Raw genomic sequence first — 13,661 nt, 5'->3', positions numbered from 1 at the left:
TCCGACAGCACGATGATCACCTTGCCGTCGGGGAACGTCCAGGTGTGGACCTGCGGCTTGACCTCGTCCTTGACGATGCCCGGCACCCTCGCCAGACCCGCCATGTCGATCTCGTTGTCGAAGTGGCCGATGTTCCCGACGATCGCCTGATGCTTCATCCGGGCCATGTCCGAGGCCATGATGATGTCCTTGTTGCCCGTCGTGGTGATGAAGATGTCGGCCGTGTCGACCACCTCGTCCAGGGTCGTGACCTGGTAGCCGTCCATCGCCGCCTGCAGCGCGCAGATCGGGTCGATCTCCGTGACGATCACCCGCGCACCCTGACCGCGCAGCGACTCCGCACAGCCCTTGCCCACATCGCCGTAACCGCACACGACCGCGGTCTTGCCGCCGATCAGAACGTCGGTGGCACGGTTGATCCCGTCGATCAGGGAGTGACGGCAGCCGTACTTGTTGTCGAACTTCGACTTCGTCACCGCGTCATTGACATTGATCGCCGGGAACAACAGCGTGCCGTCGCGCTGCATCTCGTACAGCCGGTGGACGCCGGTCGTGGTCTCCTCCGTCACGCCACGGATCTCGGAGGCCAGCTGGGTCCACTTCTGCGAGCCATCCGTGATGGTGCGGTGCAGGAGCTCGAGGATGACGCGGTGCTCGTCGGACTCGGCGGTGTCGACGTCCGGGACCTTGCCGTCCTCCTCGTACTCGACGCCCTTGTGGACGAGGAGGGTGGCGTCACCGCCGTCGTCCAGGATCATGTTCGGGCCGCCGGTGGGGGTGTCCGGCCAGGTCAGCGCCTGCTCCGTGCACCACCAGTACTCCTCCAGCGTCTCGCCCTTCCAGGCGAAGACCGGGATGCCCTGCGGGTTGTCCGGCGTGCCGTCCGGGCCAACAGCGATCGCGGCGGCCGCGTGGTCCTGGGTGGAGAAGATGTTGCAGGACGCCCAGCGGACCTCGGCGCCCAGGGCGGCCAGGGTCTCGATCAGGACGGCGGTCTGCACGGTCATGTGCAGGGAGCCGGTGATGCGGGCGCCGGCCAGCGGCTGCGCCTCGGCGTACTCCCTGCGGATCGCCATCAGACCGGGCATCTCATGCTCGGCGAGGGTGATCTCCTTGCGGCCGAACTCGGCCAGGGACAGGTCGGCGACCTTGAAGTCCTGTCGGTTCTCGACAGTCGTCATTACGAGCTGCTCCTCGGGTTGGGTCGAGGGTGGGTACGGCTGGTCTGCGCGGCGGCGGACACAGGGGTGCCCGAAGAGGACACAGGCATGCCCGCGTGCGCGCAGCGCAGTCCGTCGGAGGCCCTCTCTCCCTCGGTCGGTCCGTGTCGGGACCGCCCGACCGCCATCAGCAGCGACGTCTGGCTCTGTCCCAAGCTACACCGGGATGCCCGGCCGTCCCCAGTCCGCCTCCGAACAGATCGCGCCATCACGGCGGTCGTACGGGGTGAAGGATCGAGGCCCCCTCCGGGTCGACGGCGGGTCAGGTGACGGTCGAGTGCGGGAGCGATAACAGGACACCAACGAACGGCGCACAGGAGGCGGCAGACCGGGACGATGAGGGAGCTTTGGGCCTTTGAGCCTTTGGCGCGGTGGTGCAGGATGCCCCGGAGATCTGAACAACCGATCGATCTTGCGGGGCGTCCGGGACGGCGCTTCCGCATGACAAAGGCGTTAGGAGATCGATGTGACCAGTCAGGCCGGCCCTTCCTCCACGGGCAGCGGCGACGGTGAGCGCAAGCGGTTGAAGCTGCTCGCGGTGACCGCGTGCCCCACCGGCATCGCGCACACGTACATGGCGGCGGAGAAGCTCGCGCAGGCCGCCGAGAGCCGCGGTATCGACATGAAGGTGGAGACCCAGGGATCCATCGGGGCTGAAAACGTCCTCGATGACAACGATGTCAACACCGCGGACGGCGTCATCGTCGCCGCGGACAAGGACGTGGACCTGAGCCGTTTCGCCGGCAAGCGGGTCCTCACGGTCGGGGTGGCGGAGGGCATCCACCACCCCGAGCGGCTGATCGAGCAGGTGCTGTCGGCTCCCGTGCACACGGCAGGGGGCACCCCAACGCGCCCCGCGGCCGGCGGCAAGGAGCGGAGCGTCGGGTACAAGGCGCTGATGAACGGGGTCAGTTACATGATCCCGTTCGTCGTGGTCGGCGGGCTGCTGATCGCGATCTCGCTGTCGCTCGGCGGGCACACCGACCCGTCGGGCGGTCTGGTCATCCCGAAGGACTCCTTCTGGATGGACGTGAACAACATCGGCGTCATCGGCTTCACGCTGATGGTGCCGATCCTGTCCGGGTACATCGCGTACGCCATCGGTGACCGCCCCGCGCTCGTACCGGGCATGATCGGTGGCTGGATCGCCAACACCGGTGAGCTGTACGACTCCAAGGCGGGCGCCGGGTTCATCGGGGCGATCGTGACCGGGTTCCTCGCCGGGTACCTGGTGCTGTGGATCAAGAAGGTCAAGGTCCCGAAGTTCGTGCAGCCGATCATGCCGATCATCGTGATCCCGATCGTGGCGACGACGGCGCTCGGCCTGTTCTTCGTCTACGTCATCGGCAAGCCGATCTCCTGGGTGTTCGAGCACCTGACCGACTGGCTCAGCGGGATGACCGGCACGAGCGCGATCCTGCTCGGCACGATTCTCGGGCTCATGATCGCGTTCGACATGGGCGGGCCGGTCAACAAGACGGCGTTCCTGTTCGGCGCCGGGCTCATCGCGACCGGCAACCAGGCGGTCATGGGCATGTGCGCGGCCGCGATCCCGGTCATGCCGCTGGGTCAGGGCCTGGCCACGCTGATACGGAAGCGGCTGTACACCGAGCAGGAGCGGGAGACCGGCCTCGCCTCGCTGTTCATGGGCTGTTTCGGCATCTCCGAGGGTGCGATCCCGTTCGCCGCTGCGCGGCCCGCGCAGGTCATCCCCGCCAACATGCTGGGCGGCGCGGTGGCCGGTGCGATCGCCGGCGTCGCCGGAGTCGAGGACGCGGTGCCGCACGGCGGACCGATCGTGGCCGTGCTGGGGGCGGTGAGCGGCGTACCGATGTTCTTCGTGGCCGTGGTGATCGGCTCGGTCGTCACCGCGCTGACCACCGTGGCGCTGGTCGACCTCAGCGAGCGCAAGCGGGGTGGGGAGGCGGTCGCCGCTGCGGGTGCGGCCGGGCCCGAGCTCGCGCTGGTCGGGGCGGGCGCCGGTGTGCCTGAGGCTGGTGCCGTCGGCGAAGGGACGGGTACCGCCGGGGCCGTCGTGGCGCAGCGGGTCGTACACGAGTCGGAGGCGGTCGACACGGCTGTGGCAGGCGGAGCTCCGGCCGAGGTCCTCTCCGGCTACCTCACCCGGCAGACCGTGAAGGTCGAACTCGGTGCGGCGGACAAGGAGTCCGCGATCCGGGAGATGGCCGAGTTGCTGGCGCGCAGCGGGAAGGTCGCGGACGTGGACGAGCTGGTGGCGACCGCTCTGCGGCGGGAGGCGCAGGGAACGACCGGGCTCGGTGAGGAGATCGCGATTCCGCATGCCAAGACGGATGCGGTCACCGCGCCGGTCGTCGGTTTCGCACGGTCCGCGGAGGGCGTCGAGTGGGGCTCGCTGGACGGTACGAAGGCGAGGCTGGTGTTCATGATCGCCGTACCGGAGGCGGCCGCGGGCGACGAGCATCTGCGGATTCTGGCGCTGCTGTCGCGGAAGTTGACGGACGCGGGGTTCCGGGAGCGGCTGCTGGCCGCGCCGGACGAGTCGGCCGTCCTCGGTGTGCTGGGCGAGGTGGGGTAGCGCGCGGCCGGGCCCGCGTCCGGAGGTCGGGCGCGGGCCCGCACGGCGGGCGGCGGCCCGGTCAAAGAGAGTCGCTAGGCTCTGCGCCCGCGGATGGGCCGCAGGGAGAGGAACGCAATGTCCGGCAAGGGGCGGGGGCTGGCGATCGCAGCCGTTGTGGTGGGGCTGGTGGGGCTGTTGTCGGGGCTGGGCGGTCTCGCCTACGCGCGGCACGCCTTCGGTGGCTCGGTCGTGTCGAGCGAGAGCATGACGCCGACGTACGGTCCGGGCGACCGCGTCGTCTTCGAGCGGATCGACGGGAGCGAGGTGCGGCGCGGGGACGTCGTGGTGTTCTCGGCGCCGGACCGGTACGGCTTCGAGGACCTGGTGATGGAGCCGGTCATCGGCGTGGGCGGCGACCGCGTGACGTGCTGCACGGGAGAGGGCGCGGACACGCGCGTCTCCGTGAACGGAGAGCCGCTGCAGGAGCCGTATCTGAAGAACCCGGAGGCCAGCCGTGGGTTCACCATGTCGTCCTATGACGTGCGGGTGCCCGAGGGGCGGCTGTTCATGATGGGCGATCACCGCGCGAACGCCCGTGACTCGCGGGCCTTCCTCGACGACCAGGGTGGGACGCTTCCGGAGTCCGCGATTCGAGGGCGCGTGATCGAGGACTACACCGTGCCGGCGGTTCTCGGGACGGCGATGATGCTCGGGGTGCTGCTGGTGCTGGTCGCCCTCGGTCTGGGGATCGCCGCCGTGGTCGTACGGCGGAAAGCGCGGGCAGCCGCGATGCCGCCTCCGCCGCCGTGGGTGGTGCAGGTCTGAGGAGACGGCCGCAGACCAAGCCCAAGGGGCCCGCCGAGCTGCTCGGCGGGCCCCTTGCCGTACGGGAAGTCCTGTACGGGAAGTGCTGACGGAGTTCCGATACGGGACGTCAGTGCCCGGCGCCGCTCGGTGCCGGTCCGCCGGGCGTCGCCTCGCGGTCGGCGCCCTTGGCTGCCTCGGCCTCGCTGTAGATGTCGGGCTCGAGGTAGATCACGCGGGCGATCGGGACGGCCTCGCGGATGCGGGCCTCGGCGGCGTCGATGGCGGAGGCGACCTCGGCGGCCGTGTCGTCGTGCTGGACGGCGATCTTGGCGGCGATCAGGAGCTCCTCGGGGCCGAGGTGGAGCGTGCGCATGTGGATGATGCGGGTGACCGTGTCGCCGTCGACGACGGCGGCCTCGATCTTCTGGACGTCCTCGACGCCCGCGGCCTCGCCGAGCAGCAGCGACTTGGTCTCGATGGCGAGGACGACCGCGATCAGGACGAGCAGGATGCCGATGCAGATGGTGCCGATGCCGTCCCAGACGCCGTCGCCGGTGAGCAGGGCCAGGCCGACGCCGCCCAGGGCCAGGATCAGACCGACGAGCGCACCGAGGTCCTCCAGGAGGACGACGGGCAGCTCTGGGGCCTTGGCGTGGCGGACGAACTCCTTCCAGGACTTCTTGCCCCGCAGGACGTTGGACTCCTTGATGGCCGTACGGAAGGAGAAGGCCTCGGCGATGATCGCGAAGACGAGGACGCCGACGGGCCAGTACCAGTGCTCGATCTCGTGCGGGTGCTTGATCTTCTCGTAGCCCTCGTAGAGGGCGAACATGCCGCCGACGGAGAACAGGATGATCGAGACGAGGAAGGCGTAGATGTAGCGCTCGCGGCCGTAGCCGAAGGGGTGTTGCGGGGTCGCCTCGCGCTGGGCCTTCTTGCCGCCGACCAGCAGCAGGGCCTGGTTGCCCGAGTCGGCGAGCGAGTGCACGCCCTCGGCGAGCATCGACGACGAACCGCTGAACGCGAACGCCACGAACTTCGATGCCGCGATCGCGAGGTTGGCGGCGAGTGCCGCCACGATCGCTTTGGTACCGCCTGACGCGCTCATGTGTCGCGTTGTCCCTTCACCTTCGGAGCCTTCAGAGCCTTCGGAGCCCTCAGAGCCTTCGTGCGTACGCCGGGTGCGCCGTAAAGGCGTCGCCGAGGAAGCGCGCTGCCCCCGATCGGCTTTGCCCGTCCTTTGCCGGTGGGCCATTGTTGCAGCCCGGTCCGACAACGGCGCGCCGGGTCGTCGGATGCCCTCGGTCAGGCGACGACCGTGGCCCGGAAGACCGTACCGGCACCGGACACTTCGGCCTTTTCGCCCGCCGGTACGAAGACGGACTTGCCGGGCGTCAGCTCGTGCTCCCCGGCGCGGACGGAACCCGCGGTGCAGAGCAGGATCTGCGGGGTCGCGCGCGTGAGGTCGTGCGCGATGGTGCCCTCCGGGAGGACGTACCGGGACAGCCGGAACTCGTCGATCGGGGTCTCGTAGACCTCCTCGCCGTCCGGGGAGGCCTCCGGGCGCAGCACGCCCGGATCGCTCGGCTCGAAGCGGACGACGCGCAGGAGTTCGGGGACGTCGACGTGCTTGGGGGTCAGGCCGCAGCGCAGGACGTTGTCGGAGTTGGCCATGATCTCGACGCCGAGGCCGTCGAGGTAGGCGTGCGGGACTCCGGCGCCGAGGAACAGGGCCTCGCCGGGCTGCAGGCGGACGCGGTTGAGGAGCATGGCGGCGATGACGCCGGGGTCGCCCGGGAAGTGGTGGGCGATGTCGGCGTACGGGGCGTAGTCGCCGCCGAGGCGGGAGCAGGCGGCCGCGGCCTCGGTGACGGTGTGGGACATCTCGTCCGGGTCGGCGGTGAGGAGGGCAGTGAGGACCTCACGGAGCGCCGCCTCCTCGGGGTGCGCGTGCAGCAGGTCGACGTACGGCTTGAGGGAGTCGACGCCGAGGCCGTCCAGCAGGTCGGCTGCCCGGACGGGGTCCCGGAAGCCGCACAGGCCGTCGAACTCGGTGAGGGCGCAGATGAGTTCGGGCTTGTGGTTGGCGTCCTTGTAGTTGCGGTGCGATGCGTCGATCGGGATGCCCCGGCGCTCCTCGTCCTCGTAACCCTCCTTCGCCTGCTCCAGGTTGGGGTGCACCTGGAGGGAGAGCGGGGCGCCCGCGGCGAGGATCTTGAGCAGGAAGGGCAGGCGGGGGCCGAACTTCGCCACGGCCGGGGCGCCCAGTTCGCGCTCCGGGTCCGCCTCGATGACCTCGGCGAGCGTGCCCCGCCCGGTGCGCGAGGGTGCGCCCGGGTGTGCGCCCATCCACATCTCCGCCTGCGGCTCGCCGGTCGGCTCGACGCCGAGGAGCTTCGGGATCGCGGTGGTGGAACCCCAGGCGTAGGGGCGGATGGTGTTGTCGAGGCGGTCCATGAGGCTCTCTGTCTGCTCTCTGTGTGGGCGACGCGGTGCTGGACGCGGGGTCTGACCCGGTTCTGGACGCGGGTTACCCGGGTCCTGGACGCGGCTTCCGTGCGAGTAGGGCGTCTCGTTCTCTTCGAGTAGGGCGTCGTTCTCTTCGAGTAGGGCGCGGTTCGTCTTGTGTACGGCTGCAGGTTCCTGTCGCGTACGGCTGTCAGGGCGTCCTGGGACAGATCAGGCTGTCGAGGCGAGCGCCAGGTAAACGGCGGCGAAATCCGTGATGGCGATCAGTTCCGCGAGGGTCTCCAGTTCGCCGCCCGGCTCCGGCTCCAGCTCGCTGATCGGCGTGTCGTGGCTGAGGGCCAGGTCGCGGGCTGCGGGGGCGGCGGTGAGGCTGCTGATCGGGCGGTCGCGCAGCAGCACCACGCGCGCGTGCAGGGCGGGTGGCTCCTCCACGCGGTCGCGGAAGAAGTCGTCGGGGTTGGCGCCGGCGGCCAGCGGGCCGGCCAGCAGGGCGCTGTGCGAGGCGAGCGCCTCGGGCAGTTCCGCGACCAGGGCGGGGTGGCCGGAGAGTTCGGCGAGCGCGGCGGCGAAACGGCGGCCGGCCGGGCCGGCGGAGATGCCCTCGGTCCAGATCACCGGGAGCGCGTCGGCGAGTTCGGCGGCCAGGGTCTTGGCGGGGTTGCTGTAGGTCGCGATGGCGGGGCCGCAGCGCTCGGCGATGTGGTCGAGGCGGTCGGCGACCTTCTCGAGGGCGTCGGGCGGGGCGGTGAGTACGCCTGTGCGGTCCAGGAGCGCGAGGAGGGGGGTGAGCAGCGCCCACAGGACGCCGGGAGCGGACGCGGCGAGGGGTTCGTCCTGCTCGTACGGGGCGGTCGCCATGGGGACGAACAGGCCGTGGGCGCCGTGCACCACGTCCTTGATCGGGGAGTCGGCGGGGGCCACGGCGACGACCGAGACGCCGCGGCGGTAGGCCTGCTCGGCGAGGAGCGAGAGGGACGGCTCGGTGCCGTCGGGGGTGGCGATCAGCAGCAGGTCGACCGAGCCGGCCCAGCCGGGCAGTTCCCAGCGCAGGGCGCCCGCGGCGGGGGCGACGCCGCTGGGGGCCAGTCGGGTGACGGGGCTGCCGGGGCCGGCGAGGGTGCCGAGGAGGTCGGCGACACAGATGGCGGCAGCGCCGGGACCGGCGATGAGTACGGCGCGGGGGCGGCCGTCGGGTTTGAGGTCGTGGACGCCGGCCTCGGCGGCGTGCCGGGCGGCGGTGCGGACGCGGGCGCCGGCTTCGGCCGCGCCGCGGAGCAGGGCACGCTGGTCGGCCTCGGCGAGCGCGTCCGGCGTGTCCAGCAGCGATTCGTCGAGCATGGGCGGGAGCCTCCGATCGCCGGGTCGTCTTTGGGGCGGGGCGGGTGTCCTGCGTGAGTGTGTGGCTCAGGTGTGCTCGGTCGCGGGTTGTGTTGGAGGCCGTACGGCGGTGACCGGTCCTCTTTGTGCGGGTGACCGTGAGGGGCGCGTTACGCCGGGCGGCGGGCCTCGTCGACCAGCAGGACGGGGATGCCGTCGCGGACGGGGTACGCCAGGCCGCAGTCCTGACCGGTGCAGATCAGCTCGGCGTCCTGCTCCTTGAGCGGGGCGTGGCAGGCCGGGCAGGCGAGGATCTCCAGGAGGCCGGCTTCCAGCGGCATGAGGGGTCCCTTCGGGGGTGGGTGTGGGTGGTACGTGCGTGTGTGCGGATGTGCCTGGTCAGCGTACCGCCGGTGGGGGCGGGGTGCCGGGGTTGGGCCGGGGGGTGGTTCGCCCCCGCCGCCCCTACCCGTCCCGTCCTGAAGGGGCTCCGCCCCTTCCACCCCGCCAAGGGGCTCAGCCCCTGATGATCCCCAGCACCTCGTCCCGCACCTTCGCCATCGTCGCCTCGTCGCGTGCCTCCGCGTTCAGGCGAAGCAGCGGCTCCGTGTTGGACGGGCGGACGTTGAACCACCAGTCGGCTGCCGTGACGGTGAGGCCGTCGAGCTCGTCGAGTTGCACGCCCTCCTGTCCCTCGTAGGTGGACTTGATGGCGGCCAGGCGGCCCGCCTGGTCGGCGACCGTGGAGTTGATCTCGCCGGAGCCGGTGTAGCGGTCGTACTGGGCGACGAGGCCGGAGAGGGGGCCTTCCTGGCCGCCGAGGGCCGCCAGGACGTGCAGGGCGGCCAGCATGCCCGTGTCGGCGTTCCAGAAGTCCTTGAAGTAGTAGTGGGCCGAGTGCTCGCCGCCGAAGATGGCGCCGGTCCTGGCCATCTCGGCCTTGATGAAGGAGTGGCCGACGCGGGTGCGGACGGGGGTGCCGCCGTTCTCCCTGACGACCTCCGGGACCGACCAGGACGTGATCAGGTTGTGGATGATCGTGCCCTTGCCGCCGTGCTTGGCGAGCTCGCGGGAGGCCACCAGGGCGGTGATGGCGGACGGGGAGACCGGGGCGCCGTGCTCGTCGACGACGAAGCAGCGGTCGGCGTCGCCGTCGAAGGCGATGCCGAGGTCGGCGGACTCTTCGCGGACCCGCTTCTGGAGATCGACGATGTTCGCCGGGTCCAGCGGGTTCGCCTCGTGGTTCGGGAACGTGCCGTCCAGCTCGAAGTACATCGGGACGAGGGTCAGGGGCAGGCCTGCGAAGACCGTGGGGACCGTGTGGCCGCCCATGCCGTTGCCCGCGTCGACGACGACCTTCAGGGGGCGGATGGAGGTCAGGTCGACGAGGGAGCGGAGGTATGCCGCGTAGTCCTCCAGCGTGTCCCGCTGCGTGATCGTGCCGGTCTGCGCGGCCGGTGCCGGGGCGCCCGACTCGGTCCAGCCCTCGACCAGTTCCCGGACCTCGGCGAGGCCGGTGTCCTGGCCGACGGGGGCCGCGCCCGCACGGCACATCTTGATGCCGTTGTACTGGGCCGGGTTGTGCGAGGCCGTGAACATCGCGCCCGGCAGGTTCAGCGCGCCCGAGGCGTAGTACAGCTGGTCGGTGGAGCACAGGCCGATCTCGGTGACGTCGACGCCCTGGGCCGCGGCTCCGCGCGCGAAGGCGCGGGACAGGCCGGGCGACGAGGGGCGCATGTCGTGCCCGATCACGATCGCGCTCGCGCCGGTCACCTGCACGAAGGCGGCCCCGAAGAGCTCGGCCAGGGGCTCGTCCCACTGGTCCGGGACGACCCCGCGCACGTCGTACGCCTTCACGAGCTGTGACAGATCAGCAGCCACGGCCAACCCTCCTGAAAGTCCTGTCGGTCACCACAAACTACCCGCCCTCACTGACAGTGCGCCCTGCGCCCACTGACTGGACTCCGAGCCGTAACCTCAGGTCAGCGCGGACGTCAGGGCAGCATCCAGCCCAGCACCGGTGAACTCTGTCCGACCACGATCAGGCACATCACCAGCAGCAGGCCCAGACTCCATGGCAGCACCCGCCGCAGCAGGTCCCCTTCCCGGCCCGCGAGCCCGACTGCCGCGCACGCGATGGTGAGGTTCTGCGGCGAGATCATCTTGCCGAGCACACCACCTGAACTGTTGGCGGCGGCCAGGAGTTCCGGCGACAGCCCCGACTCCCGCGCCGCCGTCACCTGCAACGCGCCGAACAGCGCGTTGGCCGAGGTGTCCGACCCGGACACGGCCACCCCGAACCAGCCCAGCACCGGCGACAGGAAGGCCAGTCCGGCGCCGGCCGCCGCCACGAAGTGACCGATCGTGGCGGCCTGCCCGGAGAGGTTCATGACGTACGCGAGCGCCAGCACGGACGTCACGGTGAGGATGGCGAACCTCAACTCGTGCACGGTCGCCGCCCATTCCTTGACGGCCACGCGCGCGTGCACCCCGAGGACGACCGCACTGCACACCCCGGCGAGCAGCACGAGCGTGCCGCCGGTGGATACGATCGGCCAGCTGAAGACATTGCCGCCGACCGGCTCCCCGTCCGGGCTCGCGACGTTCAGGAAAGGCCAGTCGTACGTCTGGGTCGCCTCGGCCAGCCAGTCCTTGACCGCCGGGATCTGCGCGACGGAGAAGATCATCACAATCAGCGCGTACGGCGCATAAGCCCGCACGACCTCCTGCCGCGGATCGGCCTCGTCCAACTCCTCGCTCCGCGCGCCCGTGAGCACGGAGGCCCGCACCGCCTCGTCGGCGGGCACGCGCGCGTGCGGTACGGCGACCAGGGCGCCCGCACCGGCCAAGGCGGCGCCGATGTCGGCGAGTTGCGCGGAGACGTAGTTGGAGGCGGCGAACTGGGCGACGGCGAACGCGACTCCGCAGGCCATTGCGGGCACCCAGGTCTCCCGCAGCCCGCGCCGGCCGTCCACGAGCCCGACGAGCACGAGCGGCACGACCAGGGCCAGCAAGGGCGTCTGACGCCCCACCACGGAAGCCACGTCGTCGAGCGGCAGCCCGGTGACCTGAGCCAGCGTCACCACCGGCGTCCCCATCGCGCCGAAGGCAACGGGCGCGGTGTTGGCGACCAGCGCGACGACCGCCGCGCGCACCGGCTCGAACCCGAGCGCCACCAGCATGACCGAACAGATCGCGACAGGCGCCCCGAACCCGGCGAGGGCCTCCAGCAAGGCGCCGAAACAGAAGGCGACGACAAGCGCCTGGATGCGCGGATCGTCGGACAGCCGCCCGAACGACCGCCGCAGGATGTCGAAATGGCGCGTCCGAACGGTCATCCGGTACACCCACAGGGCGTTGACGACGATCCACAGGATGGGGAAGAGCCCGAAGACGGCCCCCTGGGCGGCACTGGAGAGCGTCTGACCGAGCGGCATGCCGTACGCGAGCCAGGCGACCAGGACGGCTGCCAGAAGCCCGCTGAGCCCCGCCAGGTGAGCCTTCATCCGGACCCCACCCAGCAGGACGAGGACGATCACGAGCGGCAGCGCCGCCACGAGCGCCGACAACCCGAGCGAGCCGGCGACGGGTTCCAGTTCCTGGACGTACACGGGCGCCTCCCCGGATTCCGCCATACGGAAAGCGATTTCTCGTTCCGGCATACGGAATGGTCGTGTCCGCGCCAACTGCACGTCAATGCCCGTGCATCACTCAACGAAACGAGCACACGGGAAACACCACACCCGCACAGATGGAGAAAACCGACGGTCAGCTGTCGGGCGACCGCAGGACCCGCAGGTGCCCACGCCGCGCGACCTCCATCGGGTCCGCGCCACGGCCTCCGCCCCCGCCGGCCTCGGCCGCCCGCTCCTGCGGACGGGCCGCCTCACGCACGGCGTTGGCAAGCGCTTCCAGGTCATCCCCGCTGGGGCGGGCCGGAGCGGAGCCGTCCAGCAACCGCACGACCTCCCACCCGCGAGGGGCGGTGAGGCGCTCCGAGTGCTCGGCGCACAGGTCGTAGCAGTGGGGTTCGGCGTAGGTGGCGAGCGGGCCGAGGACCGCGGTCGAGTCGGCGTAGACGTACGTCAGCGTCGCGACGGCGGGACGGCCGCAAGCGGTGCGCGAACAGCGACGTACAGGGCTCACGACGTTGGACGGTACCGCACTCTTGAGCGGGCCGCGACGACTCTCCCCCAGGTCACTCCCCCGTGTCGTGCTGTGAAACACCCCACACACCTCTCTCGCCCCACCTCACTGACCTGCACGGAAGCCGCACGCCAAGATCCCGAGCCATCCCAAATCCGTTCACCACTCGCCACAAATCCCATCATTCACCGCGACATCGACGGTCTCGGAGAGATACGGAATCGAGCCCAACCTTGGCTGGAATGGTCATGTTCCGACATGCCGTACGGGGTGGCCGGACACCACCCCGGCCACCCCGTACAGATCGGACAGGCACCGGCCTGGAGGATTACGCTTCATCAGTGATGGACACCCCCGTACCGCCCCGCGCCGCCGGCCCCGGGCCCCGCCGCCGTGATCGCCACGGGAGGGGCATGCGCGGCCCGATCGCACCACCCCAGGTCCCGCTCGCCGCGAGCCGCGCCGACGCCTTCGCCGACCTGGTGCAGGACTCGGTGGAACGCCTCGAACGCCGCTGGCCGCAGCTCGCCGACATCGATTTCCTGGTCCTCGAGGTGCCTCGCCTGGACGGTCCCGGCCGCACGTGGAACGACGAGGCGGTTCCTCTCGGCGGCACCATCCCTGCCCGGGAGGGGCGGCCCGCGCGAGTGGTCATCTACCGCCGCCCTGTGGAGATCCGCACCAAGGGGCGGGACGAGCGAGCCGCCCTGGTCCACGAGGTGGTCGTGGAACAGGTGGCCGAGCTGCTGGGGCTGACGCCGGAGACGGTGGATCCGCGGTACGGCGAGGACTGACGGCGTCGGCTGCGCCGAGCGCCTGTGTGCCGTCGGCTTGAGGGTTGCCCGGCGTGGGGGGCTGGCCGGGGGCGGGTGCGCAGCCCGGCGCGACGGGGTGCCGCCTCTGTGGGTCGGGAGCCGCCCCAGCGGCACGACTGCCCGCAGCTACGTCGGCATGACGACCGCAGCTGCGCAGGCTGCGGCGGGGTCGGGGACGGCCCACGGCTAGGCACGCTGCTGCGGCCACGCGACGATGGCGCGTACCCCCACGCACCCGCAGTCGCCCACGGCGGGAAGGGGACGTGCCGGGGGGTGTCCGCCCGCAGTGGCCGGCGTCAACACGCAGCACCTCCCGGCCTAAGTCCAACCGCCGGTCCGAGGACGGAC

11 protein-coding genes are annotated in these 13,661 nt (G+C 70.8%); 3 read left to right on the top strand and 8 right to left on the bottom strand.

The window, feature by feature from the left end:
- Nucleotides 1–1,181: adenosylhomocysteinase (gene ahcY, locus ACZ7L6_RS43265; RefSeq protein ID WP_471934020.1), on the bottom strand; the 1,181-nt coding region annotated here is incomplete at its 3' end.
- A gap of 505 nt (nucleotides 1,182–1,686) precedes the next feature.
- Between ahcY and ACZ7L6_RS43260 the strand changes: the two genes are divergently transcribed.
- Both ACZ7L6_RS43260 and lepB read left to right on the top strand, forming a co-directional pair.
- The gene (locus tag ACZ7L6_RS43260) at nucleotides 1,687–3,777 is read left to right on the top strand and encodes a fructose-specific PTS transporter subunit EIIC (protein WP_471934018.1); all 2,091 of its coding nucleotides are present in this window, start codon (nucleotides 1,687–1,689) and stop codon (nucleotides 3,775–3,777) included.
- Nucleotides 3,778–3,894: 117 nt separating this feature from the next.
- Nucleotides 3,895–4,584, top strand: a complete 690-nt coding sequence (gene lepB / locus ACZ7L6_RS43255) for a signal peptidase I (protein ID WP_471934016.1) — start codon at nucleotides 3,895–3,897, stop codon at nucleotides 4,582–4,584.
- A gap of 109 nt (nucleotides 4,585–4,693) precedes the next feature.
- Here lepB and ACZ7L6_RS43250 read toward each other — a convergent pair whose 3' ends face one another.
- The 7 genes from ACZ7L6_RS43250 to ACZ7L6_RS43220 form a co-directional block, all read right to left on the bottom strand.
- Nucleotides 4,694–5,674 (bottom strand): cation diffusion facilitator family transporter, encoded by a 981-nt coding sequence (locus ACZ7L6_RS43250; RefSeq protein WP_471934014.1) that lies wholly within the window; start codon nucleotides 5,672–5,674, stop codon nucleotides 4,694–4,696.
- A gap of 197 nt (nucleotides 5,675–5,871) precedes the next feature.
- Nucleotides 5,872–7,023: a mannose-6-phosphate isomerase, class I gene (manA, locus tag ACZ7L6_RS43245; protein ID WP_471934012.1), complete on the bottom strand. Its 1,152-nt coding sequence runs from the start codon at nucleotides 7,021–7,023 to the stop codon at nucleotides 5,872–5,874.
- Nucleotides 7,024–7,245: 222 nt separating this feature from the next.
- Entirely contained in the window at nucleotides 7,246–8,373 is a 1,128-nt protein-coding gene (locus ACZ7L6_RS43240) for an SIS domain-containing protein (protein ID WP_471934010.1), read from the bottom strand.
- A 149-nt stretch (nucleotides 8,374–8,522) separates the two neighbouring features.
- A complete protein-coding gene (locus tag ACZ7L6_RS43235; protein ID WP_020940431.1) occupies nucleotides 8,523–8,693 on the bottom strand; it encodes a Trm112 family protein in 171 nt (56 codons plus the stop codon).
- Between the two features lie 175 nt (nucleotides 8,694–8,868).
- The gene (locus tag ACZ7L6_RS43230) at nucleotides 8,869–10,233 is read right to left on the bottom strand and encodes a phosphomannomutase/phosphoglucomutase (protein WP_471934008.1); all 1,365 of its coding nucleotides are present in this window, start codon (nucleotides 10,231–10,233) and stop codon (nucleotides 8,869–8,871) included.
- Between the two features lie 113 nt (nucleotides 10,234–10,346).
- Nucleotides 10,347–11,963, bottom strand: coding sequence for an L-lactate permease (locus ACZ7L6_RS43225; protein ID WP_471934022.1), 1,617 nt, complete (start codon nucleotides 11,961–11,963; stop codon nucleotides 10,347–10,349).
- Nucleotides 11,964–12,120: 157 nt separating this feature from the next.
- The gene (locus tag ACZ7L6_RS43220; RefSeq protein ID WP_426540973.1) at nucleotides 12,121–12,498 is read right to left on the bottom strand and encodes a DUF3499 domain-containing protein; all 378 of its coding nucleotides are present in this window, start codon (nucleotides 12,496–12,498) and stop codon (nucleotides 12,121–12,123) included.
- A gap of 344 nt (nucleotides 12,499–12,842) precedes the next feature.
- Here ACZ7L6_RS43220 and ACZ7L6_RS43215 point away from each other — a divergent pair, with 344 nt between their 5' ends.
- Nucleotides 12,843–13,292 carry a metallopeptidase family protein gene (locus ACZ7L6_RS43215; protein ID WP_403332010.1) on the top strand — a complete coding sequence of 150 codons (450 nt, stop codon included), beginning with the start codon at nucleotides 12,843–12,845 and terminating at the stop codon, nucleotides 13,290–13,292.
- Nucleotides 13,293–13,661: the final 369 nt, after the last annotated feature.

This window comes from Streptomyces sp. NPDC107522, assembly GCF_055657525.1.
The sequence above is the reverse complement of the archived record's forward strand: the minus strand, read 5'-3'. Positions and strand labels throughout refer to the sequence as shown.